At 42.3% G+C, this 20,190-nt stretch carries 12 protein-coding genes; 1 reads left to right on the top strand and 11 read right to left on the bottom strand.

The genetic code is table 11. The features are described from left to right. Positions 1-16: 16 nt before the first annotated feature. The 11 genes from cyoE to ruvB all read right to left on the bottom strand — a co-directional run bounded on the left by cyoE (position 17) and on the right by ruvB (position 18,357). On the bottom strand, positions 17-916 hold the full coding sequence (gene cyoE / locus ACP2AF_RS09080; protein ID WP_425235857.1) for a heme o synthase: 900 nt from the start codon (positions 914-916) through the stop codon (positions 17-19). Between the two features lie 153 nt (positions 917-1,069). Beyond that, positions 1,070-1,774: an energy transducer TonB gene (locus ACP2AF_RS09075; protein ID WP_425235856.1), complete on the bottom strand. Its 705-nt coding sequence runs from the start codon at positions 1,772-1,774 to the stop codon at positions 1,070-1,072. Positions 1,775-1,829: 55 nt separating this feature from the next. After that, the gene (locus ACP2AF_RS09070) at positions 1,830-2,228 is read right to left on the bottom strand and encodes a VanZ family protein (RefSeq protein WP_425235855.1); all 399 of its coding nucleotides are present in this window, start codon (positions 2,226-2,228) and stop codon (positions 1,830-1,832) included. Then, positions 2,221-2,601: a glycine cleavage system protein GcvH gene (gcvH, locus tag ACP2AF_RS09065; protein ID WP_120712337.1), complete on the bottom strand. Its 381-nt coding sequence runs from the start codon at positions 2,599-2,601 to the stop codon at positions 2,221-2,223. The genes ACP2AF_RS09070 and gcvH overlap by 8 nt, the downstream gene beginning before the upstream one ends. Before the next feature lie 220 nt (positions 2,602-2,821). Beyond that, positions 2,822-9,970, bottom strand: a complete 7,149-nt coding sequence (gene sprA, locus ACP2AF_RS09060; protein ID WP_425235854.1) for a cell surface protein SprA — start codon at positions 9,968-9,970, stop codon at positions 2,822-2,824. A gap of 5 nt (positions 9,971-9,975) precedes the next feature. Further along, entirely contained in the window at positions 9,976-10,557 is a 582-nt protein-coding gene (gene ruvA, locus ACP2AF_RS09055) for a Holliday junction branch migration protein RuvA (RefSeq protein WP_425235853.1), read from the bottom strand. A gap of 128 nt (positions 10,558-10,685) precedes the next feature. After that, positions 10,686-12,989, bottom strand: a complete 2,304-nt coding sequence (locus ACP2AF_RS09050) for an NADP-dependent malic enzyme (RefSeq protein ID WP_425235852.1) — start codon at positions 12,987-12,989, stop codon at positions 10,686-10,688. A gap of 108 nt (positions 12,990-13,097) precedes the next feature. After that, a complete protein-coding gene (locus tag ACP2AF_RS09045; RefSeq protein ID WP_425235851.1) occupies positions 13,098-14,816 on the bottom strand; it encodes a sodium:solute symporter in 1,719 nt (572 codons plus the stop codon). Between the two features lie 272 nt (positions 14,817-15,088). Beyond that, a complete protein-coding gene (gene queG, locus ACP2AF_RS09040) occupies positions 15,089-16,009 on the bottom strand; it encodes a tRNA epoxyqueuosine(34) reductase QueG (protein ID WP_425235850.1) in 921 nt (306 codons plus the stop codon). Continuing rightward, positions 16,010-17,335 carry a cytochrome P450 gene (locus tag ACP2AF_RS09035; protein WP_425235849.1) on the bottom strand — a complete coding sequence of 442 codons (1,326 nt, stop codon included), beginning with the start codon at positions 17,333-17,335 and terminating at the stop codon, positions 16,010-16,012. Continuing rightward, positions 17,335-18,357, bottom strand: coding sequence for a Holliday junction branch migration DNA helicase RuvB (ruvB, locus tag ACP2AF_RS09030; protein ID WP_425235848.1), 1,023 nt, complete (start codon positions 18,355-18,357; stop codon positions 17,335-17,337). Before ruvB ends, ACP2AF_RS09035 begins: the two co-directional genes overlap by 1 nt. A gap of 218 nt (positions 18,358-18,575) precedes the next feature. Here ruvB and pckA point away from each other — a divergent pair, with 218 nt between their 5' ends. Next, positions 18,576-20,162, top strand: coding sequence for a phosphoenolpyruvate carboxykinase (ATP) (pckA, locus tag ACP2AF_RS09025; RefSeq protein WP_425235847.1), 1,587 nt, complete (start codon positions 18,576-18,578; stop codon positions 20,160-20,162). Positions 20,163-20,190: the final 28 nt, after the last annotated feature.

Genomic DNA, 20,190 nt, shown 5'->3' with positions numbered 1-20,190 from the left:
GTCCGAACGCATTTCATTATATAAACTTGTCGATTACGTATACTACTTGCATTAGGGTAATATAACTTACACTGGCCAACATTAATCTCCTGGCCGATGCATTGTCCCTTTTTTCATAGAGCTTAAAGGCGAAAAGCAGCATTACCAATCCCATTAGAAAAATAAGGATTGCTGCCGGAATAGAGAGGTACAATCTTCCTGTAATACCAAAGACCGGGATAACCGAAATAACGATCATCCATATGGTGTACATAATAATTTGCAAGGCCGTGCCACCGTCCTTCTTTCCCGTAGGCAACATTTTAAATCCGCCCTTTTTGTAGTCTTCATCCAACATCCACCCCAAAGCCCAAAAATGAGGAAACTGCCAAAAAAACTGAATCATAAAAAGGGTACCCGGCTCTATTCCAAAATCGTTAGTGGCCGCCACCCAGCCCAGCATAAATGGTATTGCCCCTGGGAACGCCCCAACAAATACGGACAACGGGGTCTTTGTCTTTAACGGGGTATATATACTAGTATATAGAAAAATGGATATCGCACCGAACATGGCTGTTTTCGGATTTAGGATATACAAGGTAAATACGCCTAAAAGTGTAAGGAGTACAGCAATGAACAATGCTCTATTGACTGACATTCGACCTGCGGGTATTGGCCTATTCCTAGTTCGATTCATCAAAGCGTCCAAATCTTTTTCTATGATTTGATTATACACATTTGAGGCACCAACCATACAATATCCTCCAAAGGCAAGTAGTATTAGAGAGACCAAATTCACTTGATCGGCACCTAAAAGATAACCGGCCAAGGAAGAAAAGACTACGCTTACGGCAAGTCTAACTTTGGTAATTTCCTTAAAATCAGCAAAAGCCAAAGCCCATGAGGTCCTTTTTGCCGTTCTAATCGCAGTTTTCATTCTTAAATTCCAATAGGTTTGCAAAGATAACCTCAAACACTATTTCCTGCAACGAATAGTCCAGTTTATTGGACGAAAGGACTTTACCAAAAAAATAAAACCCTGATGGTGATCATCAGGGTTTTATTTTAAATTTTATTATAGCTTTCTACCTTATTGAAGCTTAAATGTAATGGGGATACTAAAAGGAACCCTAACTGCTCTTCCCCGTTGTTTCCCGGGAGTCATTTTAGGCAATTTACCAATGATACGAGCTGCTTCCTTTTCCAAGTTTTTATCCGGGCCCCGCATTCTAACATTGCCAATGCTGCCATCCTTTTGAATAACGAACATGATGTTAACCCTTCCTTGAACCCCCATTTCTTGGGCAATTTCAGGATAACGGAAGTTTTTACTAATATGTTTTTGCATCATTTTATTGAAACAGGCCCTTTTGTCTCCCGCGCTTTCACAACCAGGAAAAACAGGAACATCTTCAATAACGGCAAAAGGTACATCTACGTCTTCTTCCACTTCTTCCACAGCAACATCCTCTACTTCTATGATTTCTTCTTCCTGGCTAGTTTCCGTTGATTCTATGACGGTCTCCTCTACTTCCTCTTCATCCTCTACTACCTCAATAACCTCTGGAGCAGCCGGTGGCGGTGGCGGTGGCGGTGTTTTTATCTGTTCCGTCATGGGAACTTCCTCATCCAAATCATCATCAACATTAAGCGAGATATCATAATCGTTTACCTTGTCATAGGTTTTCCATTCCAAGGCACCGTAGACCAAGGCCATGACCAATGCCAATCCTATTACAAAATAAAGCCCGCTGTTCCTTCCAATATCGGCTTTTGGGTTCTTTTTAGGTTCCATAATTATATCTTTAATGTTCGCTAATTTAATTAAAATAATGCGTAAAAAGCAAATACTATTTCCAATTTAACCTGTTTTTAGAGGAAAAAAGCATTTTTGCTGTCAACACCCCTGCCAAGGCACCAAGGGTATTGGCCAGGGCATCAAAAATGTCACCTTCCCTTGATGTAGTGAATCCATACTGCATTACCTCAATAATAATACCAAAAATAATCAGGAACAACAGCATCACTATTGTAATTTTCCTTAAAGAAGTGCCCTGAGTTAGTCGCATACGGAAAGAGAGCAAGCCCAAAATCGCGGCCACAAAGTAAAACGTGAAATGTACGACCTTATCAAGATGGGGTATGTTAATAGTCGGCACACTTGTATCCTCAAAAGAATATAAGCTGGAAAATGCAACGAACACCATCCAGCTTATAAAGGAAATTGTAAAAATTGGCTTTTTAGGCACCTATCAGTTCTTTGTAATCCCCGGCACTGAGCAAATCCTCGATTTCCGATGGTTCACTTAATCTTATCTTCACCATCCAACCTTCACCATAGGGATCAGAGTTCACTTTTTCCGGCTCATCTTCCAAGGATTCATTGAATGCTATAATCTCACCGCTCAGAGGTTGGAACAAATCCGATACCGTCTTTACGGCCTCAACTGTTCCAAAAACCTCTTCCCTATCCAAGGTTTCGTCCAAGGTCTCTACTTCTACATAAACAATGTCTCCCAACTCACCTTGGGCAAAATCCGTAATACCTACAGTCGCGACATTATCTTCTATCCGTACCCATTCGTGGTCTTTTGTGTATTTCAATTCGGGTGGTATGTTCATTTTTTTTGTTTTTTATGCAGACAAATGTAACGGATTCTGAATAGGTTTTCAAGAATAAATTGAAGTTGAAATATTGAACTGCTATACAATATTCGGCAAATGTGAAATAGATCCTATTCCTAAATCAATTCAAATAAAAGCAATGCTATAGTATGGCGACTCCAACGAGGGACGTTTGTACTATCCTATAAAAATTTTGAATATGTACTTGTACCCCTGTTTAATTTCCAAAATTGTAACGCAGGGTAAATCCGGCATTTATGGTAGTCTGAGGAAAAGCTGTGGATACGGCAAATTGTGAGAACGAGTGGTCATAGAAGAAGAGGGCGTTCAGATTTTTATTCAGTGCATAGTCCGCAGTAAACTTAATGGACAGCAGGTTTTGGCCAGAGGTAATCTGGTTATTGTCTATATCTAAATTTCGGATAATGGTAATATTGTCTCGAAGTGTAACATCCGCCTTAAGGTTTAGGTCTCCCTTGAGCCTAGTTTTGTTGCCTCCAATATTGGTTACGAATTTTACGTCTTTAAAACGGTATCCCAACCCTACGGTATATTCCTTACCGTTGACCTCTGTCATAAGGTTATTGTCAAAGCTCAGGGACAAGGCCCTATCGGTTCGTACCTCGGCCAGAACACTAATGGAATTTTTCATTTCAAAATCTACACGCATCAGAGGATTGAACTGATCGGTAAGCACCACATTGTTCAAAATAAGGTCTGGTAACAAATCTCCGGTTTCGGAATCGATGCTACCATTTTCTTTTTCCAAATTGGTTTGGAAGGAATTGATACTATAAGCGGCCCGGTATCCATGGGTCAATGAAAACCGCTTGAATTTTTTCTTGAACCATTTGTTTCGCATCAATCCGGTATACTTTATGTTCCAATTGGGAATAGGAATGTCCCGAAAAGCATCCAAGTTTACCCTATTTACATCCTGACCGGTATATGCTGCAAAAAATGCGGGTAAAAGCACCTCTTGACTGGTCTTGCCATACAATTGTGGAAAACCGTCTTCATCTAAATCTCCAATAGCTTGCCCCCTATCCGCTACCAATCTATTGGCAATGGTTATCCTATTCTCCTTAAACTTTTCAAAGGTTTCGGAGGTAAATTCGTCGCTTTTGCTAAAAGCCGTGCCAATCATCATGGTGGAGATACTGAAATTCCCAAATTGATTCCCTAGTAACTGATTATACCTAAGGCCCCCATTTTCGATATCCGGAATTACTTCAAAATTTTCCTGATAGCTACTGGAGTATTGCCTATCTGCAGATAGATCTATGGTCAAATCATTTGTGACTTGGGCGGTGGCCGTAATATTCAATTGTTTATTGGTACGTTCCAGGAACTGTTCATTAAATCCATCGAATTGTGTTAACCATCCATTACGGGCAGCATCAAAACGTACATCGGCCTGACTGCCAAAAACAAACCCTACGGAAGGTCGTAAAGACCCAATAAAACCTATAGTTTGGGTATATCCAGGAAGCACTTTTCCATTGCTCTCGTTGTAATTGATGTTTAAACGTTTCACCATGGTCAAAATATCGACAACCGTATTAAAAACGGCACTAGTCTTTTGTTTTTGCCCTTCTTCTTCGGTTTTTGTGTTTCCGGCCTTGTCCCTGCGGATCGGAGATCTATTAACAGCTACCTTGCCGTCTCGCTTTTTTAGACCGATCATATCATAAAACTTCTGTAGGGTAAGGTTTGCCGTGAGGTTATGTGTATTGGCATTCTGAACCGTGTTAATATTCTCTCCGGCAACCACCCGAAGTGCATCCCCGCCCCGCTGCCAATCAAAATTACTGGTGTAGGTATATTGGGCATTAATGAAATCCAGAGCAGGAATCTTATTGAATGGCAACTCATAATTCAATTGCATTTGCTGGGAATGCCTATTAGGTTCGCCCAAATCCCAAAATCCGTCCCAAAGCCCCAAGGTTTGGTCTATTTGCGAATTGGGATCATCCTCATCCTCCAAAAAATTGCGTACAATATTATTGTTGCTTCCCGTAAAATTCAATCGTAAGGACTTAGTAAGATTATAGTTAATGGCATACTGCCAATTAAACTGATAGTTCCGTTGCTGTAGTTCGGGAAGCTCCAAACGTTCCACACCTTCCTCGCGTACATCTCTAAAGCGTTGTCTGTTAAACTGTCTGTTTATATTGGAGTTTACGGAGACGGTAGCTGGCAATAGATTTAGATTAAGATCCTTGAGCCACTGCCAATATTTACCAGTAAAGAGCGAATCCTTTTTGGCAAAGGGCGCCACTTCAACAGGTTCAAAAGCGTGATTGTACACAAATCCCGTAACTACATTTTGATCTTGTAGGTTGGCTATTTCAAAGTCCCTGTGATTTGTTTCGTTATAGGAATAGTTGAAGGTGAAGTTTTCAATATCATAGAAATTGGCATCGGCCTCCTCTCCCCTATCCTTACGCACGCCGATCAGGTTAATACTGGTCCGTTTGGTGTAATCCTCTGCCTGTTCCCTAATTTCTTCCGCTGCTTCAGCCGTAGGAGCGGTATCGATCAAATCATCCAATTTTAAATCGTCATAGACCGGGTCAAACTCTGGGGTAATCAACTGTTCGGAAATACCATAATTGAAAGGAAGTTGTATACCCCATTTTTTGGGTAGCAACTGGCCTACGTTTACATTGGTGACTACATCATAGGAAATGGCATCTTCCCTGGCCCGTTCGTTGGGCATTTGATCAATGGCCCCAAAACCTGAGGTACTCCTACTACCTGTAGCGGAGACATTGGCAAAATCGGCCAGATTGGCATCCACTGCAGCCACAGCCGCCCAGCCTCCATTATTGTCCAGTCCGGCCAAACGTAATTCATTGAACCATACTTCACCACGGGCCGGAAAATCATCCGTATTCTTTACCCCGACCATCATACTTCGTATACTTCCCAGGGATGGATTACCTTTAATACCTATGCGGAGCCTGCCCGGGGTCCGAGGAGCAAATTCTTCCACCGGTATTACTTCCCCATTTTCTACTTCAAAAAAGCGAATCTCGCTCAAATCGCCACTATTGATCCATAAGGATTTCACCTTGTTCAAATCACTTAACGCCAGATCCATTTCGTTATCCTCTGGCCAAATCTCACTTTCGGAAGTGGCCGTAAATGGTGTAAACCGCAGGGGAAGTTCTATCTGATAAAAATTTTGTGTGAAATCCGTACCGATTCTTAAAAACCCTACCAAGGGAATATCATCATCAGAATAGTCACTATCCACAATCTTCTCCGCATGCATGAACATTTTTATCTTTTCATATTGCCGCAGGTCTATGTTCAAATTTTTAAAGACTCCCCGGGAATCCCGTGATTCCAAATTTTCCACAACCAAGGAAAGTGATTGTTCATTTTGACGGATGATCGTGTTATTGTTATTCAATTGTTCCCGAACTACACCTGGAGGAAGCACATAAGGGATAGGAATTCTAGAGTTGTTCTCCTCAATGTTCACGGTATTTACATCTACTACGGTTCCATCATCGGTGGGATCCGTATCCAAATCCTCATCCTGCAGATTTTTAAGATAAGTCCGCCAATCGCCCCGCACTAAATCAAGGGTAGCAAAGCGAAGCACCACATCACTATTAAAGTTGGTCAGGTACATTCGCATGAAGCTGATGGACCTAAAATCGGTTATGCCTCCCACAGCTTCGGTAAAATCGCTTAATGGGACCTTATATTGTATCCATCTTCGGTTAAGTTGAGATCCGTCCGGCAATTCTGGTGTAACCCCTTCCTTAATATCGGTCACATATAAATCATCAATCGTAGTATTTGGTTGGATGGGAATTCGATATTCATAATAACTATTGACCGTATTCATGGTTAAATCCCGATCAATATCCTCAACATCCGGCAATGTAGTGGAACCCCTATTGGTGTTGGTCACCTGGACCGGAGAGTTCCCTTGGGGGTTATTAAAATCAATATAGCGTTCTAAAATCCCACCTTCCCGGTTCAGGTAATATTGATAATTGTCCAAAGCGGGATCATCCCCTGTATTATTTGAATATACCGATGCTTCCCCGGCATCGTCCAGGCCATCCAGACCAATATCCTGAAGACTACGATTGGTTTCACTGGCATCAAAAGCATATACCAATGACTGTGTGGCCGGAACCTCACCCCAGGATGTTGGGGCGACCAAGTCATTGCTTTCTACTCCAGGCAACCCATTTTCATATTGTTTTTTACCGTCCCTAAGAACGTCCTCAGAGATGTTTCCCAGGTTCAAGACCAATTCTCCAGGGCTTGTAGTTGTCCCATCTACATAGGGATCTAATACCCAAAACTGGACAAATTCCACATTGGATTGTTCAAAGTTGGTACTACTAAGGGAACGCATAATACCGCCCCATTTATTGTCCGGTGTTTCCGTATCAAAATTGGGATTGTTATTATAGGGACCCTTTTGATTGGGGTAATAAGCCAAATCCAAAGTATTCTGAACCGTGGTCTGACCTTGGGCGATATCCACTTGCGGAAAAACCTCATCTACAAATATTCTTCGTGTTGGATTGGTGGAAACATCACTATCCGAAACACCTGATGGCCTTTGGTTGGTGTAAAATATGGGATCAATGGTATACCAGGCCATTTTGGCCCTACCATATCCGTTCAAAAGATTATCCGGGTCTTGCGGTGAGCTTCCTGACAGTTGTCCTCCCGGAACGAATTCCAATGGGGTACTGGCCAAGGTCCAACCCAAAGATCCCCGTATATCTATCAAGGCCTGTGCGCCTTCAAAATCATCCAGATATGTTGTGGTCTCTCCTTGAAAATCGGCATTTTTCGGAGAATTGGGTTTTAACCATGCTACCTCTGCGCGTACGGATACATTGGAAGGTACATCCGTATCTATGTTCGGTAACTTGTTGACCATTCGCGTGAGGAAAGGCACTTCGGTTGAAAAGTTTCCATTAAGACCAAAAATGGTATTATTGACCGGTTCCACACCAAAATTTGATTTTTGGGTAAGGGGCCTTTCATTTAGATTTAACCAGGTAGCCCCTAACACAAAGTTCTCATTAAATTGATGTTCGACATTAATACCGGTAAACCTTCGGGTCTGCTGACCAAACACGGCATTGTTCTCAACGGAAATATTTATGGGGGTATTGGAGGCCTCAAGGCTCGGATCCAAAATTTGTACCGTCCCTGCCTGATAGTTTACGGTATAATCTATGCCCTCTTGCAATTGCCGTCCTCCAGCGGTGACCCGTACAGATCCTCGGGGCACGTTAAAGGCACCTATCGGAATTCCGCTACTTCCTTCGGACTTGTAGCGGCCCTTTAGGATAAATTTGTTTTTTTCTGGATCTTGCAAGGCGGCCGCCTTGGTAAGTTCATACATATCCCGAAAGACATACTGTTGCTGGTTCGGGTTATATCCCTGTACGTTCTCATAGGTTCCACCCCCAAGTTCTTCAAATAAATATTCGCCAAAGGGTTCCACCTTTGTGAAAATAATGAGCCCTCCCTGGGTATTCACTGTAATTCCCGGTACAAAATCAAAGAAACCGTCGCCTCCAGGCTGCACATCATTGTAGATATTCAAGCGATCCAAATTAAAAACTTCCAAAAGGATATTCTCTTCTAAACCTGTGGGCCAGGTGGCATCATCTACAGGTGTAATATAATTTCTAGGGGTAGGGTCGGAATACAGAATATTCATTTTAAAGTCATCCTGGCTCAATTGAAAAGCCCCGGTAGCATAGATGTTCTTCATCATCAAATCCCAAATGGGATCAGAGATATTGGTAATATTGCTTTTTAACAACTTAAGGATCAAGGTGTTGTTTTCAATTATGGGGTTTGCTCCGCCAGAAACCGTTGTGGCATCCAAACCTCCATTTGCAAATTCTCCCACCTGAAAAACCTGCCCGTTAAAGGTATATTGGAATGCAACACCCAATACCTCGTCATTGCTTAGGCGTTGGTTTAGGGATATATAGCCCAATTGTGAATTGAAATCATAATCCCTTCCCGCCTCCAACTTTCTCGCATTCTCCAAAATGGCATAATCAAATCCTTGGTTCGATTGATATCCCGGAATGTTAAACCCGGCCTCTACAGTTGCAATGTCCCTTATAGACTGAGTTAAAGCACCTGTCCCTATCTGTTCGGGGTCAAAATCATTGGCATCGTTCCTAGGTAGAATATTACTAGGGTTATTGAAGAAACCGGCCGGAGCACCGTTAAGAAGTCCAATCCGGGTCTGTTCCTCGTTGGCTTCCCCCAAATCTTGTATGGCGACAACATTTCGAACATTTAAGGTTTGCTGACTCCTATTGGTTACCCAAACCTCCAAACGGGTAATCTGGACCTGGCTTTGGATAAAAGGATAATTGGCCAAGGCGTCATCATATTGGTCCCGAAAGTATTGGGCCAAGAAAAAGTGTTTGTCCTCGTCATAGTCCAGGGCGGTAATAGAAAAGTCGTTCAATGTACCTCCTCCTTGGGCTACTACCGTGTTGTTTTGGGAACGTTGCTCGGAAAAGACCGCAGTTACCGAGGTCCTTCCAAACTGCAATTGGGTCTTTACCCCAAAAAGGCTTTGCGCTCCTTGTATCAAAGAACTGTTCAAAGGCATGTTTACATTTCCGATCTCTATCTTTTGGATAATATCGTCTTCCGTTGGGGTATAGTCCAACTTTACGATATTTTGAAAGTCAAAAGTAGCCTCGGTATCATAATTGGCGGTCACTTGTAAACGTTCCCCAATTTTACCCAACATACTCAAGCTGATACGCTGATCAAAATCAAAGGAAAGATTTGTTCTGTTTCGAGGCGAAAGTGCTGGATTGTCATTCTTCTGCCAGATTACCCCTAGATCCATAGCAACCGAACCCTGTGGTATGACCTCAATGGTATTACCTCCGAAAACGGACTGAAAAAAGTTATTATTGATATAAAAATTGGGAAGCAGGTTTCTGCGCGCTTCCTCACTACCTTCCTTTTTGCCGGAATAGGCATCGGACTTTTCCTTGAAGTATTGCTTAATACCTTCCTGTCTGGCCAATTCCATGTATTCCTCAGGAGTAAGGATTATGGGGTAGCCTATATTAAATTCCCCAATACTCTCATTATAGATATACCTATCCAGTTTGGGGTCATAAATGTATTTGGAGATTATGCTTTCGGGGTTGGGCATTACCAATTTCCCCAAATCCGGGCCTGTTTTTACAGAATCCTGTTGTTGTTCAGCAGGTTCTTCCTCCTCCGTTTCCTGTGCTACGGCAGAAGCCGAGATCATCAGAAGAAACAGGAATAGGAAAGTAAGCTTAAATGTTAATTTAAGAAATTGCTTGGCCCCTTTTTTCAAACTTGCTACAAATTTTTAAGCGCATGTTTTATAATGTTCTCAACGCTTAGAGAAGGGTCTTGGTTTAGCACTTTGTCCACTGCCTTTTCGGCTTGTCTTCGGGCAAAGCCAAGAACCTCTAAAGCAGATAACGCTTCTTCTTTATTTGTATTGTTTGAATTAATGGAAACTTCATCTATATCGTAGACCTTCAAAATTTTGTCCCTTAGGTCCAGAATAACCCTTTGTGCGGTTTTTGCCCCAATTCCTTTTATTGCTTGAATTGTAGCCACATTACCATTGGCAATGGCCTCCCGTATTTGAGGCGGGGACAAGGAAGACAACATGGTCCTTGCCGTGCTAGAACCGATCCCTGAAACGGACAGCAGTAAACGAAATATTTCACGCTCGGATTTCTCGGCAAAACCGAACAATGTATGCGAATCTTCCTTTACTTGTAAATGGGTAAAGAGATTAATGAGCTCTACATCGGATATTTTAGAAAATGTATGGAGCGATATATTTACGAAATAGCCTACTCCCCCACATTCAATAATAACATGGGTCGGATTTTTTTCTATCAGTTTTCCTTTTAGGTGATGTATCATAGATCAAAGTTCAAGCGCAAATATCAACTTCAAGTTCAATTTAATATGCTTCAGGTTTAAGGTTTAAGGAATGTATGCATTACACCAAATCGATTACCGGGACTGATTCTATAACCAAATTCTTATGCCTACTGAGCACTACTTCCTGTTTTGGCACGTTTACGTTTTTCCCTTTCCTGGGCATCTATAACCGCAACGGCCGTCATGTTCACCATTTCATCAACACTGGCCCCCAGTTGTAGGATATGGACGGCTTTTCGCAGTCCCAACATTATAGGTCCAATGGCATCAGCAGCATGCAGTTCCTTTAACAATTTATAAGTAATGTTAGCGGATTCCAGATTCGGGAATATCAAGGTGTTGACCTTTTTCCCAGCAAGTTTTGAAAACGGAAATTGGCTTTGAAGCATCTCTCTGTTCAGCGCAAAATCTGTCTGTATTTCCCCATCTACGACCAAATTGGGATTTTCGTCATGCAGCTGTTCAACGGCCTTTCTTACTTTTGAGGCATGAGGATGATTTGAAGCGCCAAAATTGGCATAGGATAACATTGCTACAACCGGGTCAAACCCGAAAGCGCTGCCTAAGTTGGCTGTCATTCTTGCAATTTCAGCCAACTCCTCCGCGGTGGGATCAATATTGATGGATGTATCGGACAAAATCAGAGGGCCATTATTCGTTATCATAATGTGGGCAGTTGCCGCTTTTCTTACATTGCTGGCCCTTCCAATAACTTCAAATATGGGTTTCACTACATTGGCGTAGGCCCTGGAATGTCCCGTTATCATGCCATCCGCATCCCCCTCCAAAACCATCATAGCACCAAAATAATTGCGCTCCCGCATTTTTATTTTTGCACTATACAAGGTAGTTCCACTTCTCTTCCTACTTTCCCAATATCTTTGTGCATAGTGGTTTCTTTTTTCCAAGGAATCATCCCCATATTGATCAATAATAGGTACATCCGCATCAAATTCCAATTCTTTCTTTAGTTCTGAAATAATCTGCTTATCTCCCAACAAAATGGGTTGTGCTATACCCTCTTCGTGGGCAATCTGGGCGGCCTTTAGAACATCCAGGTGATCCGCTTCGGCAAAAACTATTTTTTTGGGATTCATTTTTGCCCTGTTCATAAGTAGGCGCATCACCTTATTATCATCGCCAGATCGTTGTAGGAGTACCTCGCTATAGGCCTCCCAATTGGTAATTGGCGCCTTGGAAACCCCACTCTGTATGGCAGCTTTGGCCACTGCAGGAGGGATTTCGGAAATAAGTCTTGGGTCAAAAGGTTTGGGAATAATATAGTCCTTACCGAAAGTAAGTCTGGTCTCACCGTATGTGATATTAACCTGCTCGGGGACGGGTTGTTTGGCCAAATCCGCCAATGCTTTCACCGCGGCCATTTTCATCTCCTCATTGATAGTGGTTGCCCTTACATCTAGAGCACCCCGAAATATGAAGGGAAATCCAAGAACGTTGTTTACCTGATTTGGATGATCCGAACGTCCCGTAGCCATGATAATATCATCCCTGGTTTTACAGGCCAATCCATATTTTATTTCCGGATTTGGGTTGGCCATGGCAAATACAATGGGATTTTTGGCCATGGATTCCAACATTTTTGGAGTCACAATATCAGCAATGGACAATCCAATAAAAACATCGGAATCCTCCATGGCCTCTTCCAAAGTGTCTATTTTGCGATCTGTGGCAAACTCCAGTTTTTCCTCGGATAGATTCTCCCTGTCCTTTCGGATTACGCCTTTGCTATCTAACATAACAATATTTTCTGCCCTGGCCCCAAATGCTTTGTACAACTTGGTACAGGAAACTGCGGCAGCTCCTGCTCCACTGACTACTATTTTTACTTCCTCAATTTTTCTATTTGTCAATTCCAATGCATTCAATAACGCAGCAGCGGAAATAATTGCTGTGCCATGTTGGTCATCATGCATTACAGGAATATCCAGTTCTTCCTTTAATCGGCGTTCTATTTCAAAGGCCTCCGGGGCTTTGATGTCCTCCAAATTAATTCCACCGAAGGTGGGGGCAATGGTCTTTACCGTTTCCACAAACTTGTCCACATCCTCAGTGTCCAGTTCAATGTCTATTCCATCGATATCGGCGAAAATCTTAAATAGCAAACTTTTACCTTCCATTACAGGTTTGGAAGCCTCAGGTCCTATATTACCTAAGCCCAAAACAGCCGTCCCATTGGAAATAACGGCTACTATATTACCCTTGGAGGTGTATTTGTAAACATCTTCCCGGTTCTTTTCGATTTCGAGGCAGGGCTCCGCAACTCCGGGAGAATAGGCCAATGCCAGATCACGTTGTGTGGCATATGGTTTGGTAGGTACTATTTTTATTTTTCCGGGCCTAGGTTTGGCATGGTATACCAAGGCCTCCCGTCTGCGTTTCTCTTCACTCATATCCGAAGTTTGATTTGTAAATTTAGCCTAATCTTTTAGGAATGGGGTTCCCAAAAATAAAAAAGCACCAATAAAATTATTGATGCTTTCCCAAATGTTAAACTTAAACTACCAAAATGAACCTACTACGATTGCAGTAACTACCAATAATATAATGGCTAAATACCGATAATTTTTGTACCATGGGAGAGCACTTAGCTCTTCTGTCTCCTCGGTAAACATTTCTTTTTTGTAGGTATACTCTTTTACCTGCTCCTCATCTGGAAGACCCGTCGCCAAACTAACAACCACATGGACAATAATGCTTATAACAAACAATAGATTTGCTTTTGCCAGAAAGTGGAAATCATTAAGGTAAGGGGAAATATCATATGCCGCCGACAATATCATAAAAAGAGCGAAGGCACCACCGACCAACAAACTAACAAAGGCTCCAGTACCATTCGCCCTTTTCCAAAAAAGTCCTAATATGAACGCAGATACCACAGGAGGACTGGTAAATGCGATGACCAATTGCAAATAGCCCCATAGCGAGTCGCTTACCTTTTCAATGAAGGGAACCCATGCTGAAGCCAGGACCACCAAAACCAAGGTTGCTATCTGACCTGCCCGAACCAATTGTTTACTTGTCATTTCCGGGCGAAGTTGTTTTACAAAATCCATCGTAATCAATGTAGAGGCCGAATTAAAGGTCGCGGAAACCGAGGACATCATAGCCGCCAAAAGACCCGCTACTACCAGACCTAAAATTCCTGTGGGCAGTAATTGAAATAACAATACCGGATAGGTAAGGTTGGGACAATCGGCCAGGTTCTCGCACATTCCGCCATCAGCCACCGGGTAATTAAGTCCGGAAATATCCAAGTTGTTAAAAAGCAGCAAGGCCAGTACACCGGGAACCACCATGATAAAAATAACGGGGAGTTTTAAAAATCCTGCAAAAAGTGCGCCCCATCTCCCATGGTTCAGGTCCTTGGCCCCTAATACCCGCTGTACCATAAACTGGTTATTGGCCCAAAAATAAAAGCCCAAAAGAGGAACCCCGGTCAATAATCCCCACCAGGGCATAAACTCATCATTGTCCGGACGTACCAGACTAAATACTTCATCCGAATTGGATGGAATATATTTACCTTCGGCAGCCCTATCCCCAAAATTCACCTCTCCGCCCGCTAACATGGCATCCAATTTTCCCATCATTCCCTGCCAGCCACCGCCCAATTGGTCAAAAGCAAAATAGGTAAGGAAACAAGAACCAATAATGAGAAGCACGGCCTGTATCACTTCGGTCTGTATTACGGAATTTAAGCCTCCCGGAATGGTATATGCAGCAGCCGCGATGGCTAACATAATGATAATGTATGTTGAGCTAATTTCAGGGAATAGCAATTTTAAAACAATACTCCCTACATAGAGACCGGCCGCCGTGTCCACAAGGACATTCCCCAAAATAGTAACAAAGGAAAAATAGTAACGTGATCGTTTATCGTACCTGCGCATCATAAATTCCGGCATGGTGTAAACTCCAGATTTTAAGTAGAAGGGTAGGAAAAAAATGGAAAAGAAAATTAAGATTACAACGGCATACCACTCATAGTTATAAACACTGATATTGGTCTGAAAACCATCCGAGGCCAACCCCACCAAGGTGGAACTGGAAATATTGGCTGAAAATAATGCAATACCAACAATGGGCCAGGTCATGGTCCTCCCGCCAAGAAAATAATCCTCCGAACTGCTTCTTTTGGACTTTGATATTCCATATATGATAATTCCTACGAGATAAACCAGAATTACAATTACATCCAACGTTTCCAATCCGCCCATAATAGTGTTGATTTAGTTTAGTCAGTTTTATCGGTTCATTTTGGCATTTCCACAATCAATAGCTGTTATTTTAAACTATAGCACATATCTATTGCCCAATTTTAAGGAATCCGCAAAACAGAACAGTCTCCGAATATAGCGTTTTTAACGACTTCTTAAAAAAATCTTAAAAAGAAAATGGTAAATTTTATTACGAAAACGTTTGCGTTTTCCGGCTTACAAAAAAAGAGGGAAAGAAAACCCTAAGGTTTTGAAAATCTTACCCTTAAAATTTATTTAATGAAGTTGATATTTCTTTTGAGACCGGAAAATTTCGTGCGTTTTATGGCCGATTTCTGAAAAACCTTTTTGAAGACGTCCTCCGTTATTTCCTCCCAGTCTTTTTTGGTCATGGATAGTAATTCCGGTTTGGGATGAAATAAAGGTTCGTTATGCGATTTGGAAAATCGATTCCAAGGACAAACATCCTGACAAATATCGCAACCAAAGATCCAGTCTTCAAATTGGTCCTTTACCGAAGTTGGAATTTCATTTTTGAGCTCAATGGTGAAATAGGATATGCACTTGCTTCCGTCCACAACATAGGGTTCCACGATGGCTTCTGTGGGACAGGCATCGATACAGGCCGTACAGGAACCGCAATGATCGGTTACCGGAGCATCATAATCCAATTCCAAATCCACTATTAGCTCCGCAATAAAATAAAAGGAACCCACCTGTTGCGTAAGCAAGTTGCTATGTTTGCCCATCCAGCCTAAACCACTTTTCGCCGCCCATGCCTTATCCAACACGGGAGCGGAATCCACAAACGCCCGACCATGAACCTCGCCAATTTCTTCTTGAATAAACTGGAGCAAGTTTTTAAGCTTTTCCTTTATCACAAGGTGGTAGTCCATACCATAGGCGTATTTTGATACCTTAAAGGTATCTTCTATTTGGCTCTCGGAGGGATAATAATTCAACAGCAATGAAATCACTGATTTTGCCCCATCTACCAGCTTTGTGGGATCTAGGCGCTTGTCAAAATGGTTTTCCATATAATGCATCTCACCATGCATACCGCTTTTCAACCATTTTTCCAATCTAGGGGCCTCCTCTTCTAAAAACGCAGCTTTGGAAATACCGCAGGATAAAAAACCGAGACGCTCTGCTTCTTCCTTTATCAAAACCGTATGTCTGCCCTTTCCATACATTTATGTACGTGCTGTAAGTTTTATAAATGCCCCTTTAGGTTTTAAGCTAATCAGTGGATGAACCTCAATTTCCCCAGTCGTGGATAACCTATACTTTTTGATTAAAAAGCTGATAGTCATTATCATCTCATACATGGCAAAATTATTGCCCACGCACATTCGAGGTCCCGCCCCAAAGGGAAAGTAATGAGAAGAAAAGTCTTTTTTATCATCATGGGCAAAACGTTCGGGTATAAATTGATACGGGTTTTCCCAGAAATCGACGTGTCGGTGCAACTCATAAATGCTCATTAACCATACGGTACCTTTTTTAAATATATGCCCTTTTATGGTATCTTCGGCCAAACTAACCCGATCCATAAAATATACCGGGGGATAAAGGCGCATGGATTCCTCAATACACTGTTGGGTATAGGACAATTGGGTCAAAGCCTGTAGATTATTTCCCTTTTCAAAATCAATTTCCTTTACTTCTTTAAAAAGTCTTTGTTGGACTTCTGGATGTTTTGCCAATAACATTAGGGTAAAGCTCAAGGCATTGGCCGTAGTTTCATGACCTGCCGTAAAAAGTACCATTACCTCATCTATCAGCTGTTCCCTTGGCATGTTCGTACCATCCTCATAACGGGCATCCAATAGCATATCCAACAAATCGTCCTTTTTCTCATTGGAATCCAAGCGTTCCTGAACAATTCCATTAATCAAATGTCTTGCCTCAGCAGATAGCTTTAAATGCCTTCGGATATCCCCTTTCAAATGGAACCACCAATTTAGATAGGGCATTCGCATTTCCTTGATCAACATTTTTTGGTTGGCTATGGTAATCTCCTTTAGACGTTGCATCCTATCACGGATATTGTCCGCACTAAAAAGGGATCTTGCCACCACTTGAAAGGCCAGATCTCCCATCATGGGAAAAATGTCATACTCGGAATTAACTTGAAGTTCGCTTAGCTCGGCCGCAATGGTTCTATACATCATGTCTATTAGGCCTTCCAATTTTTTCTTATGAAAGGCCGGCTGTATCATCCTTCGGTGCACTCGCCAAAATTCACCATTGGAGGTTAGCAGTCCATGGCCAATGTATTTGGCCAATTCCTTGGTCTGCAAAGATGATTTGCCGTAGTTCTTGTGGTTTTTTTGAAGTATATGCCGTATGGATTCCGCATTCCTGGTAAAAACCCAGTCATTGCTCCTACCTAAATTTATCCGAAAGGTGTCTCCATATTTCTGGAAATAATGATGATGAAAGGGTAAGGGGTTTTTTAGAATCGTCCTTCTGTTCCTTAGCACTTCATATCGGGGGATATTCGGTAAATTTTTCATCAGAATAAGCCCGGCTGATCACCACCCTTTATCCGTCCCAAATGTTTATAGGCCAATTCCGTAACCTCCCGGCCCCGCGGTGTACGCATTATAAAACCCTGTTGAATCAAAAAAGGTTCATAGACTTCCTCAATGGTCTCCGCACTTTCGGAAACGGCAGTGGCCAATGTAGTAATACCAACTGGACCTCCCTTGAATTTTTCAATAATAGTGGTCAGAATCTTATTGTCCATTTCATCCAGACCATGGGCATCCACATGCAGAGCTTTGAGACCGAACTTTGAGATTTCCATATCTATATTCCCATTACCCTTGATTTGGGCAAAATCACGGACACGGCGCAGAAGGGCATTACAAATTCTTGGGGTACCTCTACTACGTCCGGCAATCTCAATGGCTGCTTCATTGGTAATAGGTACTTTTAAAATATCCGCACTACGCTGCACTATGGTGGAAAGTAATTCTGTGGAGTAATACTCCAATCGGCTTGAAATCCCAAAACGGGCCCGCATGGGAGCCGTTAAGAGACCGGAACGTGTAGTGGCCCCTATTAAAGTAAACGGATTAAGGTTGATCTGTACAGTACGAGCGTTGGGGCCCGTCTCGATCATGATATCAATTTTGTAATCTTCCATGGCGGAATAAAGATATTCCTCCACAATAGGACTTAACCGATGGATTTCATCAATAAAGAGCACATCCCTTTCTTGGAGATTGGTCAACAGACCGGCCAAATCTCCGGGTTTGTCCAGTACCGGTCCCGAGGTAATTTTGATACCCACTCCCAGTTCATTGGCCAAAATATGGGCCAATGTAGTCTTTCCCAAGCCAGGCGGACCATGGAACAAGGTATGGTCCAAAGCCTCTCCCCTTAGATTGGCCGCCTGCACAAAGACCTTTAGATTTTCCAGCACTTGTTCCTGTCCTGTAAAATCCCCAAACGTAACAGGTCTTAATGCCCTTTCGACATCCAGCTCTTCCTGCGAAAAGTTCTGTGCGGTAGGATCCAAGTTCTCATTCATATCCTAACAAAGATAATAAAGCATGTAGAAGTGTTGCACCAATTAAATTCAAAAATATTGCTTTGTATCTGGGTTATCTTAAGGTTAAATTCATTGAAGGCCGGCCATTGATTTTCGCCTACATGACATTTGTCATCTTTTTTACCATGCCCTGTACCCTACATTTGCACTAGAATTTATGAGCAAATACTATATATCAACTTTAAAAACAATTGAACATGGCAGAAGCATTTAACCTTCGGAAATACGGTATAGATACCGAAACCATTTATCGAAACAGTAGTGTACCTGTGCTGTACGAATTGGGACTGAGATTGGAAAAAGGTACTGCAATTTCCGATGTAGGCGCTTTGATGACCTACTCTGGGGAAAAGACCGGTCGTAGTCCAAAGGACAAACGCATTGTACGGCATCCCGATTCTGAAAACAATATTGACTGGGGCGATATCAACATTGGGTTGGACGAGCACACCTATATGGTAAACCACGAACGTGCCCTGGATTATCTTAATACCCGTGAGCATCTATTTGTTGTAGATGCCTTTGCAGGTTGGGATCCAGATTATAGGATAAAGACCAGGATTATTTGTACACGGGCCTATCATGCACTCTTTATGCAGAATATGTTGATCATGCCCACCAAAGAGGAATTGGCCAATTTTGGCGAGCCGGATTACGTTGTCATGAATGCCGGTGGTTTCCCAGCCAACCGTTACACATCCGAAATGACTTCCAAGACCAGTATTGATGTGAACTTGGAACGTAAGGAAATTGTGATATTAGGTACGCAGTATGCCGGGGAAATGAAAAAAGGTCTCTTTGGCGTCATGAATTATCTTATGCCGTTGGAAGGGGTTATGCCTATGCACTGTTCTGCAAACGTAGGTGAAAAAGGAGATGTCTCCATTCTTTTTGGTCTTTCCGGTACGGGTAAAACTACCTTAAGTGCAGATCCCAAACGTAAATTAATCGGTGATGACGAACATTGCTGGACAGACAAAGGAACCTTTAATATTGAAGGAGGTTGCTATGCCAAGGCTATCGATCTTTCTGCAGAAAACGAACCGGATATCTTTAACGCCATTCGCTTTGGAACTGTTCTTGAAAACGTTGTCTATGATAAGGATACCCGTCAGGTAGACTATTCCGATGTTTCCATAACACAAAATACAAGAGCGTCATATCCCATAGAGTTCATTGACAATATACAGATTCCTTGTATTGCAGGTCATCCGGAAAACATTATTTTCTTGACTTGCGACGCATTTGGTGTGTTGCCTCCGGTAAGCAAATTGACTCCTGAGCAGGCCAGTTACCACTTTATCTCTGGGTACACGGCAAAAGTAGCCGGTACTGAAATGGGTGTAACCGAACCCCAAGCCACGTTCAGTGCATGTTTTGGAGCTGCCTTTATGATGTGGCATCCCAACAGGTATGCCGAGTTATTGGCTGAAAAAATAAAAACACACAAAGCAACGGCTTGGTTGGTGAATACCGGATGGAACGGTAGTGGTTCCCGCATGAAATTGAAACATACCAGGGCTATGATCGATGCTATTCATAACCACGACTTTGACAATGCAGAGTATGTTACAGATGAGGAATTTGGTTTCCAAATTCCGACCAGTTGTCCAAATGTGCCAGAAGAGGTCTTGATTCCTAAAAATACTTGGGAAGATAAAGAGAAGTATACCCAGGTTAAAAACAAACTGGTTACGCTTTTTAATGACAACTTTGAGCAGTTCAAGGCCAATGTGAACCCTGAAATTGTTGCTGCCGGTCCAAAAGTTGCTGAAACCGCATAGTTTTAGTTTTTTTACTTAGTTGTATATA

This window comes from Ulvibacterium sp., assembly GCF_965248315.1.
Classification (GTDB): domain Bacteria; phylum Bacteroidota; class Bacteroidia; order Flavobacteriales; family Flavobacteriaceae; genus Ulvibacterium.
Note: the sequence above shows the minus strand (reverse complement) of the source record. Positions and strands in the feature narration are given on the sequence as shown.

Coding starts and splice junctions, on each gene's coding strand:
- cyoE (WP_425235857.1), bottom strand. CDS start 916: ATGAAAACTGCGATTAGAACGGCAAAAAGGACCTCATGGGCTTTGGCT.
- ACP2AF_RS09075 (WP_425235856.1), bottom strand. CDS start 1,774: ATGGAACCTAAAAAGAACCCAAAAGCCGATATTGGAAGGAACAGCGGG.
- gcvH (WP_120712337.1), bottom strand. CDS start 2,601: ATGAACATACCACCCGAATTGAAATACACAAAAGACCACGAATGGGTA.
- ruvA (WP_425235853.1), bottom strand. CDS start 10,557: ATGATACATCACCTAAAAGGAAAACTGATAGAAAAAAATCCGACCCAT.
- ACP2AF_RS09050 (WP_425235852.1), bottom strand. CDS start 12,989: ATGAGTGAAGAGAAACGCAGACGGGAGGCCTTGGTATACCATGCCAAA.
- ACP2AF_RS09045 (WP_425235851.1), bottom strand. CDS start 14,816: ATGGGCGGATTGGAAACGTTGGATGTAATTGTAATTCTGGTTTATCTC.
- queG (WP_425235850.1), bottom strand. CDS start 16,009: ATGTATGGAAAGGGCAGACATACGGTTTTGATAAAGGAAGAAGCAGAG.
- ACP2AF_RS09035 (WP_425235849.1), bottom strand. CDS start 17,335: ATGAAAAATTTACCGAATATCCCCCGATATGAAGTGCTAAGGAACAGA.
- ruvB (WP_425235848.1), bottom strand. CDS start 18,357: ATGAATGAGAACTTGGATCCTACCGCACAGAACTTTTCGCAGGAAGAG.
- pckA (WP_425235847.1), top strand. CDS start 18,576: ATGGCAGAAGCATTTAACCTTCGGAAATACGGTATAGATACCGAAACC.